General features: G+C 71.9%; 21 protein-coding genes. 15 read left to right on the top strand and 6 right to left on the bottom strand.

The annotated features are described in order from the left end of the window. Positions 1-66: 66 nt before the first annotated feature. Positions 67-360, top strand: coding sequence for a hypothetical protein (locus ACIBM5_RS08750; RefSeq protein ID WP_396006107.1), 294 nt, complete (start codon positions 67-69; stop codon positions 358-360). A gap of 71 nt (positions 361-431) precedes the next feature. Here the strand turns inward: ACIBM5_RS08750 and ACIBM5_RS08755 are convergent, their stop codons facing one another. Beyond that, positions 432-1,331 carry a MurR/RpiR family transcriptional regulator gene (locus ACIBM5_RS08755; protein ID WP_391584051.1) on the bottom strand — a complete coding sequence of 300 codons (900 nt, stop codon included), beginning with the start codon at positions 1,329-1,331 and terminating at the stop codon, positions 432-434. A 224-nt stretch (positions 1,332-1,555) separates the two neighbouring features. On the opposite strand from ACIBM5_RS08755, the gene ACIBM5_RS08760 reads away from it, so the two are divergent. The 8 genes from ACIBM5_RS08760 to ACIBM5_RS08795 all read left to right on the top strand — a co-directional run bounded on the left by ACIBM5_RS08760 (position 1,556) and on the right by ACIBM5_RS08795 (position 12,750). After that, positions 1,556-2,740 (top strand): C45 family autoproteolytic acyltransferase/hydolase, encoded by a 1,185-nt coding sequence (locus ACIBM5_RS08760; RefSeq protein ID WP_396006376.1) that lies wholly within the window; start codon positions 1,556-1,558, stop codon positions 2,738-2,740. 107 nt (positions 2,741-2,847) lie between these two features. After that, on the top strand, positions 2,848-4,494 hold the full coding sequence (locus ACIBM5_RS08765; RefSeq protein WP_396006109.1) for an ABC transporter substrate-binding protein: 1,647 nt from the start codon (positions 2,848-2,850) through the stop codon (positions 4,492-4,494). 136 nt (positions 4,495-4,630) lie between these two features. Then, positions 4,631-5,581: an ABC transporter permease gene (locus tag ACIBM5_RS08770; RefSeq protein ID WP_396006110.1), complete on the top strand. Its 951-nt coding sequence runs from the start codon at positions 4,631-4,633 to the stop codon at positions 5,579-5,581. Beyond that, positions 5,578-6,453 carry an ABC transporter permease gene (locus tag ACIBM5_RS08775; RefSeq protein ID WP_396006111.1) on the top strand — a complete coding sequence of 292 codons (876 nt, stop codon included), beginning with the start codon at positions 5,578-5,580 and terminating at the stop codon, positions 6,451-6,453. Before ACIBM5_RS08770 ends, ACIBM5_RS08775 begins: the two co-directional genes overlap by 4 nt. Next, positions 6,453-7,481, top strand: coding sequence for an ABC transporter ATP-binding protein (locus ACIBM5_RS08780; RefSeq protein WP_396006112.1), 1,029 nt, complete (start codon positions 6,453-6,455; stop codon positions 7,479-7,481). Before ACIBM5_RS08775 ends, ACIBM5_RS08780 begins: the two co-directional genes overlap by 1 nt. Next, positions 7,478-8,299, top strand: coding sequence for an ABC transporter ATP-binding protein (locus ACIBM5_RS08785; protein WP_396006113.1), 822 nt, complete (start codon positions 7,478-7,480; stop codon positions 8,297-8,299). The genes ACIBM5_RS08780 and ACIBM5_RS08785 overlap by 4 nt, the downstream gene beginning before the upstream one ends. Before the next feature lie 265 nt (positions 8,300-8,564). After that, complete coding sequence (locus ACIBM5_RS08790; protein ID WP_396006114.1) at positions 8,565-10,523, top strand: fibronectin type III domain-containing protein; 1,959 nt, start codon at positions 8,565-8,567, stop codon at positions 10,521-10,523. 133 nt (positions 10,524-10,656) lie between these two features. After that, positions 10,657-12,750, top strand: coding sequence for a fibronectin type III domain-containing protein (locus ACIBM5_RS08795; RefSeq protein ID WP_396006115.1), 2,094 nt, complete (start codon positions 10,657-10,659; stop codon positions 12,748-12,750). A gap of 114 nt (positions 12,751-12,864) precedes the next feature. Here the strand turns inward: ACIBM5_RS08795 and ACIBM5_RS08800 are convergent, their stop codons facing one another. The 3 genes from ACIBM5_RS08800 to ACIBM5_RS08810 all read right to left on the bottom strand — a co-directional run bounded on the left by ACIBM5_RS08800 (position 12,865) and on the right by ACIBM5_RS08810 (position 16,256). After that, complete coding sequence (locus ACIBM5_RS08800) at positions 12,865-13,332, bottom strand: pyridoxamine 5'-phosphate oxidase family protein (RefSeq protein WP_396006116.1); 468 nt, start codon at positions 13,330-13,332, stop codon at positions 12,865-12,867. A gap of 65 nt (positions 13,333-13,397) precedes the next feature. Further along, positions 13,398-15,545: an MMPL family transporter gene (locus tag ACIBM5_RS08805; protein ID WP_396006117.1), complete on the bottom strand. Its 2,148-nt coding sequence runs from the start codon at positions 15,543-15,545 to the stop codon at positions 13,398-13,400. Between the two features lie 108 nt (positions 15,546-15,653). Next, the gene (locus tag ACIBM5_RS08810; protein ID WP_396006118.1) at positions 15,654-16,256 is read right to left on the bottom strand and encodes an HDIG domain-containing metalloprotein; all 603 of its coding nucleotides are present in this window, start codon (positions 16,254-16,256) and stop codon (positions 15,654-15,656) included. A gap of 347 nt (positions 16,257-16,603) precedes the next feature. On the opposite strand from ACIBM5_RS08810, the gene ACIBM5_RS08815 reads away from it, so the two are divergent. The 4 genes from ACIBM5_RS08815 (at position 16,604) to ACIBM5_RS08830 (ending at position 20,830) form a co-directional block, all read left to right on the top strand. Next, on the top strand, positions 16,604-17,239 hold the full coding sequence (locus ACIBM5_RS08815; protein ID WP_396006119.1) for a hypothetical protein: 636 nt from the start codon (positions 16,604-16,606) through the stop codon (positions 17,237-17,239). Positions 17,240-17,292: 53 nt separating this feature from the next. Further along, a complete protein-coding gene (locus ACIBM5_RS08820; RefSeq protein ID WP_396006120.1) occupies positions 17,293-17,958 on the top strand; it encodes a TetR family transcriptional regulator in 666 nt (221 codons plus the stop codon). Between the two features lie 32 nt (positions 17,959-17,990). Beyond that, the gene (locus ACIBM5_RS08825) at positions 17,991-20,066 is read left to right on the top strand and encodes a HelD family protein (RefSeq protein WP_396006121.1); all 2,076 of its coding nucleotides are present in this window, start codon (positions 17,991-17,993) and stop codon (positions 20,064-20,066) included. Between the two features lie 125 nt (positions 20,067-20,191). After that, positions 20,192-20,830, top strand: coding sequence for an SGNH/GDSL hydrolase family protein (locus ACIBM5_RS08830; RefSeq protein WP_396006122.1), 639 nt, complete (start codon positions 20,192-20,194; stop codon positions 20,828-20,830). A gap of 85 nt (positions 20,831-20,915) precedes the next feature. Here ACIBM5_RS08830 and ACIBM5_RS08835 read toward each other — a convergent pair whose 3' ends face one another. Next, entirely contained in the window at positions 20,916-21,713 is a 798-nt protein-coding gene (locus ACIBM5_RS08835; protein WP_396006123.1) for a maleylpyruvate isomerase family mycothiol-dependent enzyme, read from the bottom strand. A 246-nt stretch (positions 21,714-21,959) separates the two neighbouring features. Here ACIBM5_RS08835 and ACIBM5_RS08840 point away from each other — a divergent pair, with 246 nt between their 5' ends. Both ACIBM5_RS08840 and ACIBM5_RS08845 read left to right on the top strand, forming a co-directional pair. Next, positions 21,960-22,232, top strand: a complete 273-nt coding sequence (locus ACIBM5_RS08840) for a type B 50S ribosomal protein L31 (protein WP_391584033.1) — start codon at positions 21,960-21,962, stop codon at positions 22,230-22,232. 190 nt (positions 22,233-22,422) lie between these two features. Beyond that, complete coding sequence (locus ACIBM5_RS08845) at positions 22,423-23,268, top strand: SAM-dependent methyltransferase (RefSeq protein WP_391584032.1); 846 nt, start codon at positions 22,423-22,425, stop codon at positions 23,266-23,268. A gap of 31 nt (positions 23,269-23,299) precedes the next feature. Here ACIBM5_RS08845 and ACIBM5_RS08850 read toward each other — a convergent pair whose 3' ends face one another. After that, the gene (locus ACIBM5_RS08850; protein WP_396006124.1) at positions 23,300-24,196 is read right to left on the bottom strand and encodes a Gfo/Idh/MocA family protein; all 897 of its coding nucleotides are present in this window, start codon (positions 24,194-24,196) and stop codon (positions 23,300-23,302) included. Between the last annotated feature and the right edge of the window lie 64 nt (positions 24,197-24,260).

A 24,260-nucleotide genomic window follows, 5' to 3' on the forward strand; every position in this document is an offset into this window, starting at 1 on the left:
ACCCCCGCGTCACCCCGTCCATCGATCGGCGAGCCCGGCGCGGCGCACGGCTGCACGGCCGCGGTGGTGCTCCTCCCGGTATCCGCGCTTGTCGGCCTGGCCGTCGGCGCCCTGCTCCGCGGCCCGGTCACCGCGCTCGGCGTGGTTTTCGCGGTGTTCTTGCTGCTGCCGGAGTTCGTTCCCGCCGACGGCAATCGCGTCCTCGCCGAACCGCACGCCGTGTTGCCGCGGGTCGCCTGGACGACGTCGGTCGGCACGGACGCCGCCGGCTCGATACCGCGATCGTGGCTCGCGCTCGCCCTGTGCCCGGTCGCCGCGCTGCGCGCCGCGACCGCCGTCCTCGGCCGGCGCGACGTGTGATCCGCCGCTGCGCGGGCCGCCCGGTCGGTCGACGCCCGGGCCGGGCCCGGCCCGGTGGGGCCGGAGCGCTTTCAGCGCCTGGGTCGGCCCTCCTTGGGCTCCAGCAACTGGGCGCGAAGGGCCGTCAGTTGGTGGGAGTGCTCGACCGAGCGGGTCTCGTCGAGGGAGGCCACGGCCAGCAGTAGCGCGTCGCTGAGCACGATCGCGGCCAGCGATTCGGCGGTGATGCCGGTCGGGGTGTGCGGTGCGTACAGGACCGCGTCCGCGGTGTCGGCCAGGCGCTCGACCAGTTCGTCGGTGACCACCACGATGCCGGCGCCGACCACGCGGGCGCGGTCCAGAAGCACCTCCATGTCGCGCAGGAAACGCCCGGGGACGAACATCACCACCACGTCCCGGCGACGCAGCGCGAGCAGTTCGTCCGCCAGGGCGAAGCCGGTGGTGCCGACGAAGCGGGCCCGCCGACCCATCCGGTTGAGCTTGAGCGCGAGATGCCGGCCGGCCAGTTCCGAGGCGCCGACGCCGTACGCGAGCACCTCGCCGGCGTCGGCGAGCAATTGGGTGGCTCGTCGGAAGGCGGTCGCGTCGAGGTTGGCCCGGCCGTGTTCCAGCCGTTCGATCGCCTCGTCGTAGACCCGGGCGCGGATGCCGTCGAGGTCCTGGCCGACCTGGGTGATCCGTTGCCGGACCCGGACCTCGGGGGCCACGTCCGCGCTGAAGTCCGCGGCGATGTCGCGCTTGAGCGCGGACAGGCCGCCCAGGCCCAGTCGCTGCAGCGTACGCACCACGGTGGCGTTGCTGACACCGATGCTCGCGCCCAGGTCCTGGGCGCTGGCGAAGAGCACCTGCTCGGGGGAGCAGTTGGTCAGGTATCTGGCCACGTTCCGCTCGGCCGGGGACAGGTCGGCCCATTGATCACGGATCGCCGCCCGGAGTCGGGACAGCGCCGGATTCTGCGGTTGTTCGCTCACGCCTCTTGACTCCCCGGTATCAACCATTACTCTCCTCATGAAACAAGCAATACATGTTACCGCGAACTCGTAATGAACGTTACTAAGCCTGTGGGTCGAACCAACCGACCCGGGACGACGAACGGTCGCCACGAGGCTCGCGGCACCCGGGGCGTGCCCCAGGACAGCGTGCAGCACCCGCCCGCCCGCCCAACCCCCAGCACCCAGGAGACGACGTGAGTGGCGTGTCCCTTCCGACCATCGAGATCGGCGGCGAGCCCCGGACCCGGGGCCGCCAGTACGGCGAAGGGGCGAGCGCGCTCATCCATTCCGCGGTCGACTACTACGCCGAGGCCTTCGGCGCGGCCGGCGGCCTGACCTGGCGTCAGGTCACCGACCGGGCCGAACACTGGCTCGCCCCGTCCCGCGCCTTCGCCCCCGACCTGGTCGAGGAGATGACCGGGATCGCCGAGGGCGCCGGCCTCGGCCTGCTCGACATCCTCGCCCTCAACGCCCGCGGCGAGATCATCTACGACGACACCTTCGCCGCGATGGGAGCGGCGGGCACACCAGCGGAAGCGTCGGGGACACCGGACGTGTCGGTCGAGCCGCAGACGCCGGAGAACCCCGACGGCTGCACCTCCTTCGCCCTGCTCGACCCGGCCTCCGGCGACGGCCACGTCTACGCCGGCCAGAATTGGGACTGGCGCTACGGCGTGCGCGAGACGGTCATGGTCGTGCGGGTGGTCCAGCCCGGCAAGCCCACCGTGGTGATGCAGGTCGAGGCGGGCCAGGTCGGCCGGCAGGGCGCCAACTCGGCCGGCCTCGCGCTCAACGCCAACGGCCTCGGCGGGCGCTTCGACCACGCCGTCGGCATCCCGCAGACGCTGATCCGGCGCCGCGTGCTCGACTGCGCCAACCCGGCCGAGGCGCTGGACGTGCTCTTCCGCACCCGCGCACACATCGCCAGCAACGCCCTGCTCACCCACCGGGCGGGCTTCGCGATCGACATCGAGACCACGCCCGGCGCGAACGGCTGGATGTACCCCACCGACGGCCTGCTCGTGCACGGCAACCACTACCAGGCCTTCATGCCCACCCAACTGGCCGCGAACTACCGCCCCACCGCCCCGGATTCGCTGCTTCGGGTCCCGCGCGCCGAGGCCGGCCTGCGGCGCTGCCGGGACGCGGGCGACCCGGCCGAGACCCGCAAGCTGATCCACGCCGCGATGTCCGACCACCTCGGCCACCCCGAATCGTTGTGCACCCACCCGGACCCGGCCCGACCGGCGGTCCGGCAGTGGGCGACGCTCCTGTCCAGTTGCGTCGACCTGACCACGGGCGAATACCGCGTCACCGCCGGCACCCCGTGCGATCACGAGTACGAACTCCTGCCCTGGAACCTGCACGACGGTCCCGGCGGCGCCTGACCCACCCGCCCGCTCCCGCGGCGCCCGACCACCCGCCCGCGCCCGCGCCGGCGACCGGCCCACCGTCCCCCCGCATCCCCGCATCCCCGCATCCCCCGGAGAGTCGCATGTCCCGCACTCGCACCCTCGCCGCGCTCGGCCTGGCGGCCCTGCTCGGCCTGAGCACCGCGTGCTCCAACAAGACCGCCGGCGGCAACCCCGCCGCAGGCACCCCCGGCAAGCCCGCCGACCTCGCGCTGACCGACACCACCGCCAAGGCCACCGGCGCGGTGGACAGCGTCAAGTGGCTGCTGGCCAAGGAACCCAAGTCGCTGGACCTGGACGTGCGCTCGGACAGCGACTCCAACGCGCTGCTCGCCAACGTCTGCGAACGCCTGTTCCAGACCCAGCCCGACCTGAGCATGCGCCCGCACCTGGCCGACTCGGCGACCTACACCGACCCCACGACGCTCGTGCTCAAGCTGCGCGCCGGCGTCACCTTCCACGACGGCTCGCCGATGACCGCGGACGACGTGGTGTGGAGCCTGCAACGGCACGCCGCGGACGGGAAGAACGAATCGGACGAATTCGAGCGGGTGAGCTCCATCGAACGCACCGGCGACGCCGAGGTCACCGTGCGCCTGAAGGAGCCCGACGCACTGTTCACCAAGGCGCTCGCGGGCAACGCGGGCGTCGTGCTCGACCGCGAACAGGCCGAGCCCGCGGGCAAGGACTACGGCACCCCGGGCCGCACCGACGCGTGCTCGGGCCCGTACACCCTCAAGGAGTGGAAGGCCGGCAGCCGGATCACCCTGGAGCGCTACGACGCCTACTGGGACAAGTCCCGCAAGCCGCTCGTGCGTTCGGCCACCTTCGGCTGGGCGGACGAGAACGCCATGGTGAACAGCATGACCACCGGCGCCGCCGACGGCACCTACCTGACCACGATGAGCGCGGTCCCGCCGCTGGCCGGCAACGGCGCACTCACCGTCTCGTACGGCTCCTCCTCCCGCGCCTGGACGCTGATCCCCACCGAGCGCGGCGGCATGAAGGACCCGCGTGTGCGGCGCGCGCTCTCGCTCGCGCTGGACCGCCAGGGCATCGCCAAGGCGGCCTTCGCCGGACTGGCCACGCCGTGGAAGACCCCCCTGGGACCGGGCGCGTGGGGCTACGAGAAGGCCACCTTCCAGGCCGGCTACGACGCGCTCCAGGGCGCCCCGGCCCAGCCCACCGCCGCCGACCTGGACGCGGCGAAGAAGCTGATCACCGAACTGGGCCCCGCCGCACCGACCATCGTGGTCGCCAACGACGGCACGCCCACCCGCAACCTGATCGCCAACGCGGTTGTGGACGCGGCCCGCCGGATCGGCCTCAAGGCCGAGATCAAGACCATGTCCGGCGCCGACTTCACCTCGCTGTACACCGACCAGGCGCTGCGCAAGAGCGTCGACATGTTCGCCGACGACTGGTACATCTCCAAGGCCGACCCGGCCGGCTTCTACGACAACGCGCTCACCGGCTCGAACAACAACTGGGTCGGCTTCAGTTCGCCCGAGTACGACAAGGTCGTCAACGAGGCGCTGCGCACCACCGACGACGCCGCCCGGGCGAAACTGCTGGTCGAGGCCGAGCGCCGGTTCACCGCGGACGCGGTGTGGTTGCCGCTGGTCCAGGTGCCCAACGTGCTGATCACCAGCGCCAAGCTGACCGGCGCGCCCGCGTCGATGGCCAACGTCGCCTACCCGTGGCTGGCCGACCTCGGCGCCAAGGGCTGATCTCTCGCGCTGCGCCGGCCGTACCGGCACCCATGCCCGGCCGGCGCACCGGCCCGTTCCCCAGGCCCTCTCCTCGATTCCGCGAGCACCACGACGCGGAATCGAGGACCGGCCCTCGCCCTCGGAGGTGTCCCCCATGCCCGCCCGCGCCCTGCGCATCACCCTTGGGCTGCTCGTCACCCTGCTCGCCGCGTCCTTCGTGATCTTCGGCGCGATCTATGCCGCCCCCGGCGACCCGGCCGCGTTCCTGGTCGGCGGCCAGGAGGACGCGACGCCGGAGAAGCTGGCCGCCGTCCGGGCCGCCTACCACCTCGACGACCCGCTGTGGGTGCAGTACGGGGACTGGATCGGCGGGGTCCTGCACGGCGACCTCGGCCGCTCGATGCAGTACCACGACCAGGTCGCCGACCTGGTGTCCTCGCGCGTGCCCACCACGCTGTTCCTGGTCTCCTACTCGGCCGTGCTGTTCGTCGTGGTCGGCGTCGCCCTCGGCGTGTGGTCCGCGGTGCGCGGCGGGCGGGTCGACGCGGTCGTGGTCGCGGTCACCACGCTGCTCGCGTCGATCCCCAAGTTCGTCAAGGCGCTCGCCCTGGTCGCCTTCCTGGGCGTGCAGTGGGGCTGGTTCCCGGTCACCGGCGCCGGCGAGGGCTTCGGCGACCGCCTTTACCACCTGACCCTGCCCGCACTCTCGCTGGCTCTGGGCGAACTGGCCGTGGTCAGCCGGGTGACCCGGCAGAGCATGTTGGAGCAGTTCGCCCAGGACCACGTCACCGTGGCCCGCGCGGCGGGACTGTCCGAGTTCAAGGTGATCCGCCGACACGTGTTGCGCAACGCGCTGGCGCCGGTGGTGACCATGTGCGGCCTGATCACCGCGAGCCTGTTCGCGGGCACCGTGGTCGTGGAGACCGCGTTCGGGATCAGCGGGATGGGCTCGCTGCTGGTCCAGGCGATCAACACGCACGACTTCCCGGTGACCCAGGCCGTACTGCTGCTCATGGTGCTCGCGTACATGCTCGTCACCACGCTCGTCGACCTCGTGCACCCGCTGATCGATCCGCGGGTGCGCCTCGAAGGAAGCGCCGCATGACCCTCCTCCAAGCCGCCGCGCCGCCGGTGCCGGCGGCGTCCCCCAAGCCGGCCAAGCCCAAGCGGACCTGGCCGATCTCGTTCCGGATCGCGGCCGGATTCCTGCTGCTGACCGCGGCGCTGGCGATCCTGGCGCCGCTGGTGGCGCCGTACGAGCCGGACGCGATCGACCTCGACGCCTCACTCGCGCTGCCGAGCGGCGCGCACGTGCTGGGCACCGACCAGTCCGGGCGCGACCTGCTCTCCCGGGTGCTGCACGGGGCCGGCCCGAGCCTGGTGGCGCCGCTGGCGCTGCTCGCGCTCGCGTCGGTGATCGGGATCGCGCTGGGCACGCTGGCCGCCTGGCACGGCGGTTGGGTGGACGCCTTCGTCTCGCGGGTGACCGACGTGATGTTCGCCTTTCCCGGATTGTTGTTCGTGATCCTGATCGTGTCGGTGTTCGGCGACGGCCTGACCACGGCGGTGATCGCACTCGCGCTGGCCTACTCGCCGGTGGTGGCCAAGTACACCCGCAGCATCGCGCTCGCGGAACGGGCCAAGCCCTACATCGACGCCTATCGGGTGCAGGGCATGGGCGGATTCGCGATCTGCGCCCGGCGTCTGGTGCCCAACCTGGCGCCGTCGCTGATCGGCTACCTGGTGCTGATGTTCGGTCAGGTGCTGATGGGCATGGCCACCCTCAGCTATCTGGGCTTCGGCGCGCAGCCGCCCAGTTCGGAATGGGGCCTGATGGTCAAGGAGGGACAGGCCGCGCTGGTCCAGGGCGCGCTGTGGCCGGCCCTGGTGCCCGGTACCGCGATCGCCCTGGTCGTGGTGGCCTTCAATGTCGTCGGCGTGCGGATCTCCGACCGCCTGGGGGTGAGGGAACGTTGATGGCCCACCACGAGAAGGACCCGGTGAAGGCCGCACCCGGCCTCGATGCGCTGCTGGACATCGAGGACTTGACGGTGGAGCTGCCCGGCGTCGGGGCGCGGCGACCGGTGCTCGACGCCGTGCGCCTGCGCGTGGATCGCGGCGAAGTGGTGGGCCTGGTCGGCGAGTCCGGCTCGGGCAAGTCCACCGCCGCCAAGGCCGTGCTGCGGATGTTGCCGCGCGACGCGCACATCGGCGGCCGGGTGGGCGTGGCCGGGCGCGACGTGCTCACCCTGGACGCCGGCGACCTGCGTGAACTGCGGGCCCGTCGGGTGGCGATGGTGCACCAGGATCCGCGCTCCTCGCTCAATCCGGTGCGTCGGATCGGCGACTTCCTGACCGAGCGGCTGATCCACACCCTGGGTCGGCCCAAGGCGCAGGCGTACGCCGAGGCACTGCGGCTGCTGGAGGCGGTGGGCATCGTACGCCCGGCCGAGCGGCTGCGGCAGTTCCCGCACGAGTTGTCCGGCGGGATGCTCCAGCGGGTGGTGATCGCGGCGGCGCTCGCGGGCGACCCCGAACTGCTGCTCGCGGACGAGGCGACCAGCGCCCTGGACGTGACCACCCAGGCCGAGATCCTGGCCATCCTGCGCGAGCATCGCAGCCGGCGCGGCCTGGGCCTGCTGTTCATCACGCACGACCTGCACCTGGCCGCGGCCTATTGCGACCGGGTGTACGTGATGTACGCCGGACGGGTCGTGGAGGAGCGGACCGCGGAGCGGCTGTTCGAGGATCCGCGCCATCCGTACACGGCCGGCCTGTTGGCGTGCACGCCCGAGCTGGGCGACCCGCGCCCGATCCGGCCGATCCCGGGCCGACCGCCGTCGCTGGACGACGCCTTCCCCGGCTGCCCGTTCGTCGCGCGCTGCCCGGTGGCGGAGACCGCGTGCGAGACCTGGCGGCCGGTCGCGCGCGAACTCGACGACGGTGGCAGCGTGATGTGCCGCCGAACCGATCTGGACCACCCCGTGGAGAAGGTGCGCAGATGATCACCCCGGCTCTGGAAGTACACGGTCTGTGTCGCGAGTTCGCGCTGCCGGGCCGGCGCGGCGAGCGCACGGTCGCGGCCTGTGACATCTCCTTCACCGTGCCGCCGGGCGGTTCGCTCGGCCTGGTCGGCGAGTCCGGCTCGGGCAAGACCACGATCGCGCGGATGCTGGTGGGCCTGGTCCGCCCGGACGCGGGCACCATCGCGGTGGACGGGCATCTGCGCGCGCCGCGCGCCCGGGGTGCCGCGGAACGGCTGCGTCGGGCCCGGGAGATCCAGATGGTCTTCCAGGACCCGTACGTGTCGCTGGATCCCAGGCTCACCGCCGCACAGTGCGTGGCCGGCGTGCTGCGCCTGCACGGCGAGGCGGACCGCGACAAGCGGGTGCGTGAACTGCTCGACCAGGTCGGCCTGGGCACCCGCGAGGCCGACGCCCGACCGCACCGGCTCAGCGGCGGGCAGCGGCAACGGTTGTCCATCGCCCGGGCGTTGGCGGCCCGCCCGCGGGTCCTGGTGCTGGACGAGGCGGTTTCCGCGTTGGATGTGTCGATCCAGGCGCAAATCTTGGCCCTGCTCACCGAATTGCGCAAGGAGACGAACGTCGCGCTGGTGTTCGTCAGCCACGACCTCGCGGTGGTGCAACAGGTCACCGACGACCTTCTGGTGCTCTATCGGGGCGTGGCGGTCGAACAGGGACCGACCACCGACATCCTGACCGACCCGCGGCACGCGTACACCCGGTTGTTGGTCGGGTCCGCGCCGCGGCCGGGCTGGGACCCGGCCTCGGTGGGCGCTCTGCGCAGGGAACTCGCCGGGTGAGGTGTGCGGGGGCGGCGCGCCGGCCGTGTGCTCGGCGGGGCCGGAGCGGGCGGCAAATCCGGGCGTGGGCCCGGGAATCGGGGCGCTGCGGAGCGTAACCGGTTGGGGACGGCGAGGTAAACGGAGTCGGATCGGGTGGAAAACCTTGACACGCTCTATTGGTCTGGACCACTTTGGCCTAGACCAATATGCGCGCAGGGCGGGCTGTCGCGCATGCGGCGGTACCACGTCCACCCACATCGCTTCTCCACGCACGGAGGCAGTAGTGGCACGCGTTTCGCATGTTCCGCAGGCGAAGTCCCCTCGCCGCGGGCACCCCACCCTGGCCGCACTCGCGGCGCTCACCCTGGCCGGCGCCGGTCTGACCGTCGCCGTCGCGGGCAGCGCGCAGGCCGCGGACAACCTGATGAGCAACCCGGGCTTCGAGGACGGCCTTTCCGGCTGGTTCTGTTCCGCCGGTTCCGGCGCCGCGGTGAGCACCCCGACGCATGCCGGCACCGGCGCGCTCAAGGCCACCCCGGCGGGTGCCGACAACGCTCGATGCACACAGACCGTCACGGTGCTGCCGAACTCCGCCTACACCCTGAGCGCCTGGGTCCAGGGCAGCTACGTCTACCTGGGCGCCACCGGCACCGGCACCACCGACCCGTCCACCTGGACACCGGGTGCCGGAACGTATCAGCAACTCACCACCACGTTCCGTACCGGCCCCTCGACCACCTCGGTCACCGTCTACACGCACGGCTGGTACGGCCAACCCGCCTACTTCGCGGACGACATCACCCTCGCCGGCCCCGGCGGCAGCACCCAGATACCGGCCACCCCCACCGGTCTGGCCGCCGGTGCGCCGACCGCCACGAGCGTGCCGCTGTCGTGGAGTTCCGTGCCCGGTGCGACCGGTTACAACGTGTACCAGAACGGCACGAAGGTGCAGTCGGTCAGCGGGACGAGCGCGAACGTCACCGGTCTGACCGCGAACACGGCGTACGACTTCCAGGTCACCGCGACGAACTCGGCGGGCGAGTCGGCCAGGTCGGCGACGGTCACCGCCACCACGACCGGCGGCGGCACCCAGATACCGGCCACCCCGACCGGTCTGGCCGCCGGTGCGCCGACGTCGTCGAGCGTGCCGCTGTCGTGGAACCCGGTTTCGGGCGCGACCGGTTACAACGTGTACCAGAACGGCACGAAGGTGCAGTCGGTCACCGGGACGAGCGCGACCGCCACCGGTCTGACCGCGAACACCGCCTACAGCTTCCAGGTCAGCGCCACCAACTCGGCCGGCGAGTCGGCCAAGTCGGCCGCGGTGACCGCGACCACCACCGGCGGCGGGGGCGGCGGCCAACTGCCCAAGCACGTGCTCACCGGCTACTGGCAGAACTTCAACAACGGCGCCACCATCCAGACCATCGCCCAGGTGCCCGCCGAATACGACATCATCGCCGTCTCGTTCGCCGATGCCACCGGCACCCCGGGCGGCGTCTCGTTCACCCTGGACCCGGCGCTGAACTACTCCGAGGCGGCGTTCAAGGCCGACATCGCGGCCAAGAAGGCGGCCGGCAAGAAGGTGATCATCTCGGTCGGCGGCGAGAAGGGCACCGTCTCGGTCAACAGCTCCTCCTCGGCGACCAACTTCGCGAACACGCTGTACACGCTGATCCAGAACTACGGCTTCGACGGCGTGGACATCGACCTGGAAAACGGCATCAACTCCACCTACATGTCCCAGGCGCTGCGTTCGTTGTCCGGCAAGGTCGGCCCCGGCCTGGTGATCACCATGGCGCCGCAGACGCTGGACATGCAGTCCACCGGCACCGAGTACTTCAAGACCGCGCTGGCGATCAAGGACATCCTGACCGTCGTCAACACCCAGTACTACAACAGCGGCGCGATGCTCGGCTGTGACGGCAAGGTGTACAGCCAGGGCACGGTCGACTTCATGACCGGCCTCGCCTGCATCCAACTCGAAGGCGGCCTGGCCCCCTCGCAGGTCGGCCTCGGCCTCCCCGCCTCCCCGCGCGGCGCCGGCTCCGGCTACGTCTCGCCGAGCGTGGTCAACAACGCGCTCGACTGCCTCGCCAAGGGCACCGGCTGCGGGACGTTCAAGCCGAGCAAGACCTACCCGGGTCTGCGCGGCGCGATGACCTGGTCGACCAACTGGGACGCCCTGAACGGCAACCAGTTCTCCAACACGGTCGGCCCGCACCTCGACACGCTCCCGTAGCACTCAGCACTCAGCACTCAGCACTCAGCACTCAGCACTCAGCACTCAGCACTCAGCGCACAGCGCCCGGGCCGGACCACGCGACCGGCCCGGGCGTCCCGCTCCGTTCCGTCCCGACCACGCGAGGAATCCCATGTTCGGATCCACCAGCGTTCGTCCCCCCAAGCGGCTGCGCCCCCTCGTCGCCGCGGCAAGCACCGCCCTGTTGACCGCCGCCATGCTCACCGCGGCGGGCGGCACCGCCGACGCGGTGGACGCCGCCGAACTCGTCCAGAACGGCGGCTTCGAATCCGGCCTGACCGGCTGGACCTGCGGCGCCGGCAGCGGATCGACCGTCAGTACCCCCGTACACGCCGGGACTTCGGCCCTGAAGGCGACCCCGGCCGGCAGCGACAACGCGCGCTGCGCGCAGACCGTGACCGTGCAGCCCTCCTCCGACTACGTGATCTCCGGCTGGGTGCGCGGCAGTTACGTCTACCTCGGCGCGACCGGCACCGGCACCACCGACCCGTCCACATGGACCGGCTCCGCACCGGACTGGACCCGCCTGACCACCACGTTCCGCACCGGCGCGAACACCACGTCGGTGACCCTGTACACACACGGCTGGTACGGCACGGGCGCCTACTACGCCGACGACCTGTCGCTGACCGGTCCCGGCGGCGGCACCCAGATCCCGGCGGTGCCCACCGGCCTGGCAGCCGGTGCGCCGACCTCGTCGAGTGTGCCGCTGTCGTGGACCGCCGTGCCCGGTGCGACCGGCTACAACGTGTACCAGAACGGCACGAAGGTACAGTCGGTCACCGGGACGAGCGCGAACGTCACCGGGTTGACCGCGAACACCGCCTACAACTTCCAGGTCAGCGCGAGCAATTCGGCCGGCGAGTCGGCCAGGTCGGCGACGGTCACCGCGACCACCACCGGCGGCGGCACCCAGATCCCGGCCACCCCCACCGGCCTCGCCGCCGGCACCCCGACCACCACGGCCGTGCCGCTGACCTGGACCGCGGTCCCCGGCGCGACCGGCTACAACGTCTACCGCAACGGCACGTTGGCGCAATCGGCGACCGGTCCGAGCGCCACGGTGACCGGACTGAGCCCGGCCACGGCGTACAGCTTCCAGGTCAGCGCGAGCAACTCGGCCGGCGAGTCGGCCAAGTCGGCGGCCGTCACCGCCACCACCGCCACCGACGGCGGAGGCGGCGGCCAACTGCCCGCGCACGCCCTGGTCGGCTACCTGCACGCGAGCTTCGCCAACGGCGCGGGCTACACCAGGATGGCCGACGTGCCCGCGAGTTGGGACGTGATCAACCTGTCCTTCGGCGAGCCCACCTCGGTCACCTCCGGCGACATCCGGTTCGTGCGCTGCCCGGTCGCCGAGTGCCCGAGCGTGGAGAGCGACGCCGACTTCAAGGCCGCCATCCGGGCCAAGCAGGCGGCGGGCAAGAAGGTGCTGATCTCGATCGGCGGGCAGAACGGCCAGGTGCAACTGTCCACGACCGCCGCCCGGGACAAGTTCGTGCAATCGGTCGGCGGGATCATCGACGAGTACGGACTCGACGGCCTGGACATCGACTTCGAGGGCCACTCGTTGTCGCTGAACGCCGGCGACACCGACTTCAAGAACCCGACCACGCCGGTGATCGTCAACCTGATCTCGGCGGTCCGGACGCTCAAGGCCAAGTACGGCAGCCGGTTCGTGCTCACCATGGCGCCGGAGACGTTCTTCGTGCAGATGGGCTACCAGTACTACGGCTCCGGCCAGTGGGGCGGCCAGGACCCGCGGTGCGGCTCCTACCTCCCGGTCATCTACGCGTTGCGCGACGACCTGACCCTGCTGCACGTCCAGGACTACAACTCCGGCTCGATCATGGGCCTGGACAACCAGTACCACAGCATGGGCGGGGCCGACTTCCACATCGCGATGACGGACATGCTGCTCACCGGCTTCCCGGTCGCGGGCAACACGAACAACGTGTTCCCGGCGCTGCGACCCGACCAGGTCGCGATCGGCATGCCGGCCTCGGTGCAGGCGGGCAACGGCTGGGTGTCCACCACCGAGGTGAACAAGGCCCTCGACTGCCTGACCAAGGGCAGCAACTGCGGCGGCTACACACCCCACGGCGTGCGACCGAACCTGCGCGGACTGATGACCTGGTCGATCAACTGGGACCGCTTCAACAACCTCGAATTCTCCCGCAACTTCGACAACTACTTCGGTAGCTGAGCCGCTCGGCTGCCGCCGTCCCCCGGCAGCCGAGCCCCCGACGACCCCCGCCGCCGGCACCCACGAGAGACCGGCGGCGGGCCGGTCAACCCGGCACGTCGCGGCGCGTTCGCGCTACGGAACCAGCCAGGCGCCGTCGCGGAACACCTCGCGACCCGCGAGTTCGTTCGCCTCGCGCCAGCTCTGCACCAGTTTCGGGCGGATGCGGAAGTAGTGGTAGGAGGTGGTGAGTTTCCGCGGGTCGAAGCCGGTCTTCGCGGCGAAGGCGTCGGCCGTGTCACCGGGGATCTCGGCCGGCGTGAGAGGTTCGGCGGTGGCCTCGATCATGACCACGTCGCGGGTCGGTCCGATCCCGAGCCGCAGCGTGCCGCCCGCCGGCAGGTTGCGGGCGGTCGGGCTCGCCGAGGCGGTCGCGATCAGCAGCGTGTCGCCGTCCCACAGGAAGGACAGTGGCACCAGGTACGGCGTCCCGGTCCTCGCGTCGGCGGTGGCCACCCACGCGTCCACGTCGTGTTCGAGCCGATCGAGGGTGTCCTGCTTGCGCTGCTCGGCGGTGCGGGGAGGGGATGGCGGTGAGGTCATGGTGACGCTGCCTCCGGATCGGCTCGCTCGGATGATCGACGTTGCGCAGGTCGGCCTGCGACGGCTCAGTCTTTCGCACGTCCCGGTCGCCAGAACCGGGGGCCGATCTCCAGCGCCAGCGCCGGAATGAGCAGGCTGCGGACCAGGAAGGTGTCCAGGAGCACGCCCACCGCGACCAACACGCCCTGCTGGAGCGAATTCACCGTCGGGATCACGGTGAGCGCGGCGAACGTGGCCGCCAGCACCAGGCCCGCCGAGGTGATCACGCCGCCGGTCACGGTCAACCCGGTGAGCACGCCCTCGCGGTGCCCACGCACCCGGACCTCCTCCCTGGCCCGGGTCATCAGGAAGATCGTGTAGTCCACGCCCAGGGCGACCAGGAACAGGAAGCCGAACAGCAGCAGCCCACGGTCGATCCGCGGGTGGCCCAGCGCGTGATAGATCAGCGCCGCGGCACCCACCGCCGAACCGAACGAGAGCACCACCGACAGCAGCAGCACGACCGGCGCGACCAGTGCGCGCAGCAGCACCACGAGCATCAGCAGGACCACCGCGAGGATCAGCGGGATCAGCAGCTTCTCCTCCTCGCCCTGCGCCTGCGAGGTGTCCAACGCGACCGCACTCTGCCCGGCGACCAGTGCCGAGCGGGTCTGCGCCGGTCCCGAGCGCAGCGTCGCGCGGATCCGCTCGATGGTGTCCCGGGCGGCGCCGGTGTCGGGACTGTCCCGCAACACCGCCGCGATGTGCGTCCATCCGCCGGCGCTCGCCACCTCGGTCGCCGAGCTCACCCCCGGCACGGTCGGCAACATGCGCACCGTCGCGGCGGCACCCTCGCTGCGTACGTACACGTCCGCGGGAGCCGACGAGCCGGCCGCGAAGTGCTCGGCGAGTCGTTCCTGCCCGATCACCGAGTCGACCCGCTCGGTGAACTGCTCACCCGCGGTCTGCCCGCTGCCCAGCGTGAGCGCGCCGCACGCCAGCGCCGCGAGCACCAGCACACTGCCGATCCAGATCGGCCGGGGCCGCAGGCCCACCGCGCGCGAGACCCGGGCCCATGCGCCGTGTTCGCGCTCCACACCCACGCCCTGGTACCCGACCGTGTGGCGCGGGATCAACGGCCAGAACACCCAGCGACCCAGGACGACCAGGAACGCGGGCAGCAGCGAGGTCATCGCGCAGAACACGATCACCACGCCGATGGCCACCACCGGCCCCAGACCGCGGGTGGAGTTCATGCTGCCGAAGACCAGACACAGCGTGGCGATGCCCACCGTCGCGGCGGACGCGGCGATCGCGGGCAGGCAGCGGGTCAGCGCCGTCGCCATCGCCTCGTGCCGGTCCCGGTGCCGGTGCAACTCCTCGCGATAGCGCGCGATCAGCAGCAGCGCATAGTCGGTGCCGACCCCCAGGACCAGCACGACCAGCACGTACGAGCTCTGCCCGTTGACCACCAGGCCCGCATACCGGGCGAGCAGGTACACCACGCCGGAGGCGACCTGACTCGCCAACGCCACCGAGATCAGCGGGATCAGCCACAACACCGGACTGCGGTACGTGATCAACAACAGCAGCGCCACGATCGCCAACGTGGTGCCCAGGAGCGTCGCGTCCATGCCGGAGTACACATCGATGAAGTCGGCGAGGTTGCCCGCCTGACCGGCGATCCGCACGTCGAGTCCGGCGGGTGCGCCCTCCCCGGTGAGCTTGCGCACGGCCTCGACCGCGTCGCCGAGCACCGCGTTGTCGCTCTTGTCGGCCTTCAACGGCACGGTGAGGTAGGCCGCCTTGCCGTCCTGCGACACCACGACGTCCGGAATCTCCGCCGCCGCCATCCGTCGCTCGCGCAAGCGGCCGCGATCCTCGCCGATTCGGGCCAGGTCGCCCGGGGTGAGTCCCCGATCGCGGGTGTAGACCACGACCGCGGTCAGGATGCCCTTGTTCGTGAAGTGCTCGTCGGCGATGTCCAGCGCCCGGGTGGCCTGGGAATCCGCCGGCAACCAGGTCTGCTGCTCGTTGTTCTGCACCGAACCGAGCTTGGCGGCCAACGACCCGCCGACGCCGATCAGCAACAGCCAGCACACCAGCACCACCCACTTCGAGCGCCGTCCGGCGACGAACGCGGCGTAGCGCCCGAAGAGCGTGGGCGGCGGCGCGGGAGAGGGTGCGTCGGCCGGTCGATCCGCCGGGGCGGAGGGAGAGGTCTGCGTGGTCATGGTCGCTCGCCAGGGGTCTCGTGCTGCGCTGCTTCGGTCACAGTGCTGACACGAGCCGGGCGGCGAATGTGACACCCGACCGGCCGACCGGTTCGGGAGCGCCGCCGCTCAGGTGATGCGGTGCCCGAACTCGGCTGCGAGCGGTTCGAGTTCGGGCGTACCGAACTCCTCGGCAAGGGCCTGGAAGGCGACCACCTTGTCGTCCCCGAAGCGCCGGATTTTCGCGGCGAACGTGTCGGGGCGCAGGAACCGCGGCGGGTTCGACTTGCTGTGGAACTTGTCCGCGTACATCACCAGGCGCTCCTCGGCCGACTCGGCGACGTAGTCGTCCACCGGGATCGGCAACTGCCGGCTCAGCACGTCGTGCCGGGTCAGCCCGACGCCGGTGTGGCACGAGCAGAACCGGTGCAGCGACTCGGGCAGGCCCTCCTTGCGCAGGATCTCCACGCCGAGCAGCCCGTGCCGCACGTAGTTGGCGCCGTCCAGCCGGCCCTCCTCGTCGTAGAGCCGGTAGACCCCGATGTCGTGCAGCAGGCACCCGGCCCGGACCAGGTCGAGGTCGGCGCCGGCGCCGCCGGGTCCGGTCGCCAACTGCTCGGCGATCCGCCCGACGATCACGCAATGTGTGTGCACCTTCTCGAAGACCGCTCGGGTCGGTGCGTATGCCCTGTGCAGTGCGGTGATCTCGGCGACCGTCGGAAGCTGTGACATCCGGGGAGCCTAACCGAGGGACCGTCGGGTTTGTCCGTATGGGCGGCGGATCAGCGTGGCGGGGCGGGCGCCGGCCGTCGGCGCGGGTGCGCGGACACGCTTCGGGCGCGGCGGAGCCGGGATGGTCCGGGAATGCACGGTGTGCGAGGGTCAATGTGCCTGTACGCAGCGCGAGTTCGATGTCGGGCGGCGCTGACGGGTACCCTCGTGGTTGCCTGATGTTCGCCCGGTCGATCCTGCGGGGGCATCCCGGGATCAGGCACCGTGGAGGGGCGACGGCCGGCGACGTGCTCGCACGCTGGGTCCGTCCGCGACCGACGGCCATCCCAGCGAACCAGGACACCGCGATGACCCCGACCACGCTCGCAGGGCCCGCTCCCGCCGGGCGCACCGATCACCACACGTTCATCGCGATCGAGGGGCCGCCCGGCGCGGGCGGCGCCGCGCTCGCCGACACCCTCGGCGCCGTGCTCGGCTGCACCCCGATCGCCGGGCGTGCCGAATCGATCCGCCTCGGCGCCCGCGCCGGATACGGCCTCGGCCTGGCCGGGCTGCTGCGGGCCGACGCGCTCGTCAAGCGCCGGCGCTCGGCCGGGCCGGTGATCGTGCACACGTGGGCGGCCGGCGTCGCCGCCGACGGTGCGGTGATCTATCGGGCCGACGGGAGCCGGCTCAGTGCCCAGGTCGCCGAATACCGGGCCGTGCTGGAGGAGCCGACGGTCACGGTCCACCTGACCGCGGCGGCCCGTACGCTGCGCGACCGGCTGTCCGCGCAGCAGGTGCTCTCCGTCGACGACCGGGGCTGGCTGACCCGCCGTGGCGCGCTGGAGCGCATCGCGGAGGCCCATGTCGCGATCGCGGTCGAAGCCGATCCTCGGCACACGATCGTGGTGGACATCGACCGATGCGGATCGCGGTCGGTGGCGGACGTGGTGCTGGCGGGCCTTCGGGCACGCGAGATCGGCGTCGTGGACGCGGCCTAGTACCCGCGCCCGCCCGGGCGGTGGGCGCCGTCGGTCGGCGTAGGGTGCCGCGCATGAGCGGTGAGATGGGGTTGCGCGAGCGCAAGCGGTTGCGGATGGCGGCGACGATCTCCGATGTCGCGATCGGGTTGTTCCTGGCGAGGGGCTTCGACCGGGTGTCGGTCGCCGAGGTCGCGGACGCCGCGGAGGTCTCCAAGCCGACGCTGTTCCGGTACTTCCCGACCAAGGAGGACCTGGTGCTGCACCGGTTCGCCGACCATCAGGACGAGGCCGGTCGGGTGGTGGCCGGGCGGCCGGAGGGCGTCTCGGCGCTGACGGCGCTGCGCCTGCACTTCCTGGCCGGACTGGATCGGCACGATCCGGTGACCGGGCTCTGCGACCATCCGCAGGTGCTGGCCTTCCATCGGTTGCTGTACGGGACCCCGAGTCTGGTGGCCCGGCTGTACGCGTACACCGAACGTTCGGAGGAGGCGCTGGCCGCCGCGCTGGGCGCCTCGGTCTCCGAGACGGACGCGGCCGAGGACGCGGACGGCATGCAGGCCCGGTTGGCGGCCGGCCAGATCGTCGCGGTGCAACGGATCCTGGCCCGGGAGAACTGGCGGCGGATCGCGGCGGGCGAGCGGGCGGCGGCCCTGCATCCGGTGGCCCGGGTGACGGCGGAGCGGGCCTTTGATCGGCTGGCGGAGGGGTTGATCCGCTATTCGGACGTTACTCGGTAACGTTTTTAACCGAGTTGCATTATCCTTCCGGTATGACGCCACTCGATGCCGAACTCGGCCGGGAGCGCGCCTACCACGAGGTCTGCCGCGAGGCGATGGCCGCGATGGTCGCGGGCTCCGCCGAACACGTGCGCACCGGCGCCGACGTCTCCGCGTCCGGCGCGGACGCCGAGGCGCTCGGCTACACGCTGCGCAGTCGCGCCCGCGAAATGCACGAACTCCCGGACACACCACTGTTCTTCGGCCGCCTGGACTTTGCCGGTACGGCGGCGGCCGGCGAGCACCGGGGCGGCTGCTACCACATCGGTCGGCGTCGGATCGGCACCGATCCGGCCGTGCCGCCGCTCGTGGTCGACTGGCGCGCACCGATCTCCCGCGCCTTCTACCGCGCCAGTACCCGCGACCCACAGGGCGTCGCGATCCGCCGCCGGTTCGGCTGGGCACCGTGGAGCACCGGCGCCGCCGAGGACCTCACCGGCCTGGAGGACGAGCACCTCGCCGGCCACCCCGCGCCGGACGCGGCCGACGCCGACGGCCCCGGGGCGATCCTGGCCGGCGAACTCGGCCGGCCCCGGGTCGGCCCGATGCGCGACATCGTCGCCACCATCCAGCCCGAACAGGACGACCTGGTCCGCCGCGACCCGACCGCCTCGATCTGCGTACAGGGCGCCCCGGGCACCGGCAAGACCGCCGTCGGCCTGCACCGCGCGGCCTACCTCCTCTACACCTACCCGCACCGCATCCAACGCGCCGGCCTGCTGATCGTCGGCCCCAACCGGGCCTTCCTGCACTACATCTCCGAGGTGCTGCCCGCCCTCGGCGAGACCGGCATCCGGCAGGCCACCATCGACGACGAGGTCGGCCGGCACCCGATCCGGGCCCGGGACGAACCCGCGGCCGAGGTGGTCAAGCACGATGCCCGGATGGCGACCGTGCTGCGCCGCGCGCTCTACGCCCGGATCACCGCCCCGACGGAACCCGTCGCCGTACCCGACGGCTCCTACCGGCGCCGGATCGCCCTGGACGAACTGACCCGGATCGTCGACGGGGTCCACGCCGAGGACACCCCCTACCAGGTCGGCCGAGAACGGATCCGAGCCCGCGCGGTGGCCCTGCTGCAACGCCAGGCCGAACGCAACTCCGGCCCGCCGACCGGCGATTGGCTGCGCCGGATGGGCCGCTCGAAGGCCGTCGGCGGCTTCGTCGACCACTGTTGGCCCACGGCCCGGCCCGAGCAGGTCCTCGCCGAGCTGCTCACCGACCCGGACGCGCTCGCCGCCGCGGCCGACGGCATCCTCACCGCCGACGAACAGCGGGCGATCCGGTGGACCCGGCCGCCGCGCTCGTGGCGGAGCGCCCGCTGGACGGCCGCCGACCTGGTCCTGCTCGACGAGGTCGGCGGCCTGATCGAACGGCCACCGACCTACGGCCACATGGTGGTCGACGAGGCCCAGGACCTGTCCCCGATGCAGTGCCGCGCGCTGGGTCGGCGGATCGGCTCCGGCTCGGTGACCGTGCTCGGCGACCTGGCCCAGGGCACCACACCGTGGTCCGCGCGCACCTGGCCCGAGCTGCTCGCCCACCTGGGCCGACCCGACGCCGAGGTGGCGCCGCTGACCGTCGGCTTCCGGGTGCCCGCGGTGATCGTCGCACTGGCGAACCGGCTGCTCGCCGGCCTGGACGTGGACGTACCCGAGGCCCGATCGTTGCGCGCGGACGGTGAGCTGACCATTCGCGAGGTGGCCGACCCGATCGCCGCGGCGGTTGCCGCGGTGCGCGCCGCGCTGGGCCGACCGGGCTCGATCGGGGTGATCGCCGACGAGGCGGGTACGCAGGCGCTGCGCGCCGCGCTGGCCGACGCCGACATCGCCACCACGACGGCGGACGCGCCGGACCCCACCGGCGCGGTACGGGTGACCGTGCTGCCCGCGACGCTGGCCAAGGGCCTGGAGTACGACCACGTGGTGGTGGTCGAGCCGGCCGCGATCGTGGCCGCCGAGGCCCGCGGGGCGGGCCGTCTGTACGTGGTGCTGACCAGGGCGGTCTCCCGGTTGGACATCCTGCACCACCGGCCGCTGCCGGCGCTGCTGCGCGAGGCGTCGCAATGACGGACGGCGCCCGGCCCGGCACCACCCGTTCGCGGTAGCCGAGCCGGCGCCGGGCGCGCGGCGAACCTACCGTGTGGACAGGACCGCTGCCCGGACACGGCCGGTGGATCGACCCGGGAGGCACGATGACGGGCGCGAGACACGAGGTCCCGGTGATGATCGCCGGCGACTCGATCGGTCACGTCGGCAGCGGCGACCGCACCTGGCGCTACCGACTGTGGCGGCACCTGCGCGCCCACGACGTGCGACTCGACCTGGTCGGGTCCAAGGACCCGCTCGGCGACATCGAGGCCGAGGTGGCCGAGCACCGGCCCGACTACCTGCTGATCCTGCTCGGGGTCGACGACCTGCGGCCGACGGTGGATCCGACCCGGTTCGAGACGGACCTGCGCGCGTTCATCACCGACGCCCGCCGGGGCAACCCGCGCCTGCGGATCGTGCTCGGCCACGTGTTGCCCACCCATCAGGCGGGCCCGGACCCGGAGTTCGCCGCCCGCGCGGCGAGTTTCAACGCCCGCATCGATGCCATCGCGGCCGAACTGAACACCGACGAGTCGCCGATCGTGGTGGCCACCACCGATGCCGAATTCGTCGCGGCCGAGCACACCGGGGACGGCCTGCACCCGAACCAGGCCGGCGAGTACCGGATCGCGGCGGCCTTCGCGGACGTCCTCGCCGACCGCTTCCATCTCGGCGTGCACTACCCGCGCCCCTTCCCGAGAGTCTCGGCCACCTCCACCGACACGACCCCGCCGACGGATTGACGGCCCACCCCGAAGCCGTCGCTTCGTGGTGTCGCGCAAGTGCGCGACCGCTGTTCCCGGAGCCCGCGATCGGGCCGGTGCGGGTCTACACGGCCGGGACCAGGGCGAGGTAGCGGTCGACGGTGTCGGGGTCGCCGGTGACGGTGAGTCGGTCGGCCGGGACGCGGCCCCACAGGAAGAGGGCCAAGTCCGATGCCGTACCGGCCAGTTCGACGTCACCCGGTCCGTCGGCCGGGCCGAACCGGACCTCGTCGCCGACGAAGCGCACCGCCCAGTCGCCCGGACCGTCGGTCCGCCGGAACCGCAGGTGCTCGCCGGATCCGGGTGGTGCCTGCCGCCGGTCGCGCCGGGCCGGGACCATCACCTCGAAGTGCTGGGTGATCGCGTCCGCCGCGAGTTCGGCATCGATCGGGACCGCCGTGCCGAGCGTGTGCTCGGCATCCCAGCGGTGCACCGCGGCCTCGACGGTTTGCATGCGCAGCCAGAAGCCGACGCTCTGCTCGGCGGACCAGGTCCAGACCGGTCTCTCCGCCGGGGTGCGCTCGAACGCTTCGGCCAACTCGCGTGCCCCCGCGGCGAACCAGTCGACCAGACCGGCCGGCAACGGGCCCGGGGTGGGGGTGGCGCCGCCCGGATCCGGCCAGCCGGTGCGATCCTCGGGCAGTGCGTAGATGGAGATGTCGGTGACGGGCGGCGGCTCGGCGAGTCCGGCCACGACGACCCGGGTCACGAAACGGTGCACGCCGCCGAGGTGCACCACCAGGTCGGACATCGTCCACTCCGGGCAGGACGGCACGACGGGCGCCTCGGCGGCGTCCAGGGTCCGCCGCGCGGCGGTCTCGAACGCCCGAACCTCGCGGCGGAAATGGCTGATGTGGTCCATCCCTCGATTATTGGACCCCGCCCGGGGCCGGGCGAGCACAGCGGCCGATTCGGTGCCCGCGACCCCGATCCGCGCACCCGGTGGGCGAAGGTCCCGCGGCCCGCGCGGCGTCGGCGGCGGTGGTGGGTACACCTTTCGGCTCACCGCTCTCGCGGGGCGTCGGATTGTTCGCGAGGCTGACGGAAGAACCCGGGCGCGTCGTGCGTTGGGCCCGATGGCACACCGGAAAGCGACAAGGGAGCAACGATGAAGCAGGACAAGCACCCCGCGTACGGCCCGGTCGTCTTCCGGGACCGGTCTGCCGGATACGCCTTCCTCACCAAGTCGACCGCCGTCAGCGAACAGACCATCGAATGGGACGACGGGAACACCTATCCGGTGATCGACGTCGAGATCTCCTCGGAGAGCCATCCGTTCTACACCGGCAATGCCCGTCCGGTGGACCCCGAGGGCGAGATCGCCAAGTTCGAGCGCCGCTACGGCGATCGGGGCGGTGACGGTCGGGCCGATTCGAGCTGAATCGGGCCGCCGTCGCCCGAGTACGGCCGCGTCCGGGACGGACGTCCGCCCGTGGCACGGGAGTTCGCCGCCGCCGCGCGGACGGAAACACCGCGGTTGATCCTTGCCCCGGGCAACAAAACCGGGTCGGGCACCAATAGGCTTACCACCAACGGGAACCGATGATCACTCAACCCACGGTTGGAGCCTCATGGCAGACGACTCGCAAACGGCGGGCAACGCTCCGGTCGAGCCGGACGACGACTGGCGACCGGTCGGCATCGACATCTCCATGCCCAGCATCGCCCGGGTCTACGATGCCGTGCTCGGCGGCAAGGACAACTATCCGGTGGACCGCGCGATAGCCGAGGCCTCGCTGGCGATCGTTCCGGAGATCGGCGATGTCGGCCGGTACAACCGGGCGATCCTCGGGCGCGGCGTCCGGTACATGGCCGAGCAGGGCATCCGGCAGTTCCTCGACCTGGGCTCCGGCCTGCCCACCGTGCAGAACACCCACCAGGTGGCCCAGGCCCACTCGCCCGAGGCCCGCGTGGTCTACGTGGACAAGGACCCGATCGTGCTCGCGCACGGCCGGGCGCTGCTCGCGGAGAACGACCGGACCACGGTGGTCACCGCCGACCTGCGCGAGCCGGCCGAGATCCTGGCCCACCCGGACGTGCGCGCGTTGATCGACTTCGACCAGCCGATCGGGCTGATGCTGGTGGGCGTCGTGCACCACCTCAACGACGACGAGGGCCCGGAGCAGATCGTCGAGGCCTACAAGAAGGCGCTGCCGCCCGGCAGTTTCCTCTTCCTCACCCACTTCTGCGCGTCCAGCCCGGACGCGGTCGCGCTGGAGAAGGCGCTGCTCACCGACCTGGGTTCGGGGCGCTTCCGCACCATCGAGGAGATCTCGGCCTACTTCGAAGGTCTCGAACCGGTCGAGCCGGGCGTGGTGTTCCTGCCGCAGTGGCGGCCGGAGGAGCCGGTCGAGGAGCCGCTGACCGTCGGCCAGAAGCTGATGGCCGGTGGCATCGCCCGGAAGCCGACGGCCTGAGCCGGCACACGTGATCGTCGCGGCGCGCGGTTCAGCGTGCCGCGACGAGTTGTTGTTCGGCGCGGGCGATGACCTCCTGGAGATACAGCCCGCGGTGCACGTCGCACACGTGCTCGCCCCCGTCGCGCACCAGGCTCGCGAACTCCGCGCGCAGCACCGCGAACGCGGCCCCGTCGATCGCGGTGGACAGGTTCAGCTCGGTGGCCCCGGCCGACCCGTACATCTCCACGTCGTAGCGGTGGCCGGCCACGGCGGTGCAGCACAGCACCAGTTGGGACACCGCGCCGCCGGCGTGCACCAGTTGCACCGCCGTCCAGCCGGCACCCGGTGAATCGGCCCGCATGTCCACGATGTCGCCCAGCGCGACGCTCATCAGGTCGAACGCGTGCGGCCCCACGTCGAGAATCGCCCCGCGGGTCTGCCGCCACGGCGACGCCGCGAACGGACCGTCGAGGAACGCGTCGGTGACGCACGCCAGTCGGCCGCCGCGCCAGGGCGTCTCGGCACTCGCCAGGTGGGCCAGGAAGTCCCGTACCCGCGGCGCATATCGTGCGCTCAACGCCACCATCGAACCGACACCGGCCGCGCCGATCACGTCGGCCAGCCGACGGGCGGTGTCCAGGTCGCCCGCGATCGGTTTCTCCAGCAGCACCGCCTTGCCCGCCCGGGCCGCCCGCTCGGCCAGCGCGGGTTGCGCCTCGGGGGCGATCGCGAAGACCACCGCCTCGCACCGGTCGAGCAACTCGTCGAACTCCGCACACGCCCGGGCCCCGTAGGACTCCGCGAGTTCCCGGGCCGCCTCCGGACGGCGTGCCCACACCGCGGTGAGCCGGGTCTCCGGCCCGGTCGCGAAGACCGGTGCATGCACCTGACTCGCCCATGGACCGGCCCCGACCAGACCCACCGCGACCCGCTCGTCCATCGTCATCCTCGCCTCCGCCACCCGTACTGCCGACCCCGCCGAGCGAGCGTACCGGCGAGCCGAGCCCACC

Source organism: Embleya sp. NPDC050493, assembly GCF_044458105.1.
Lineage (GTDB): Bacteria > Actinomycetota > Actinomycetes > Streptomycetales > Streptomycetaceae > Embleya.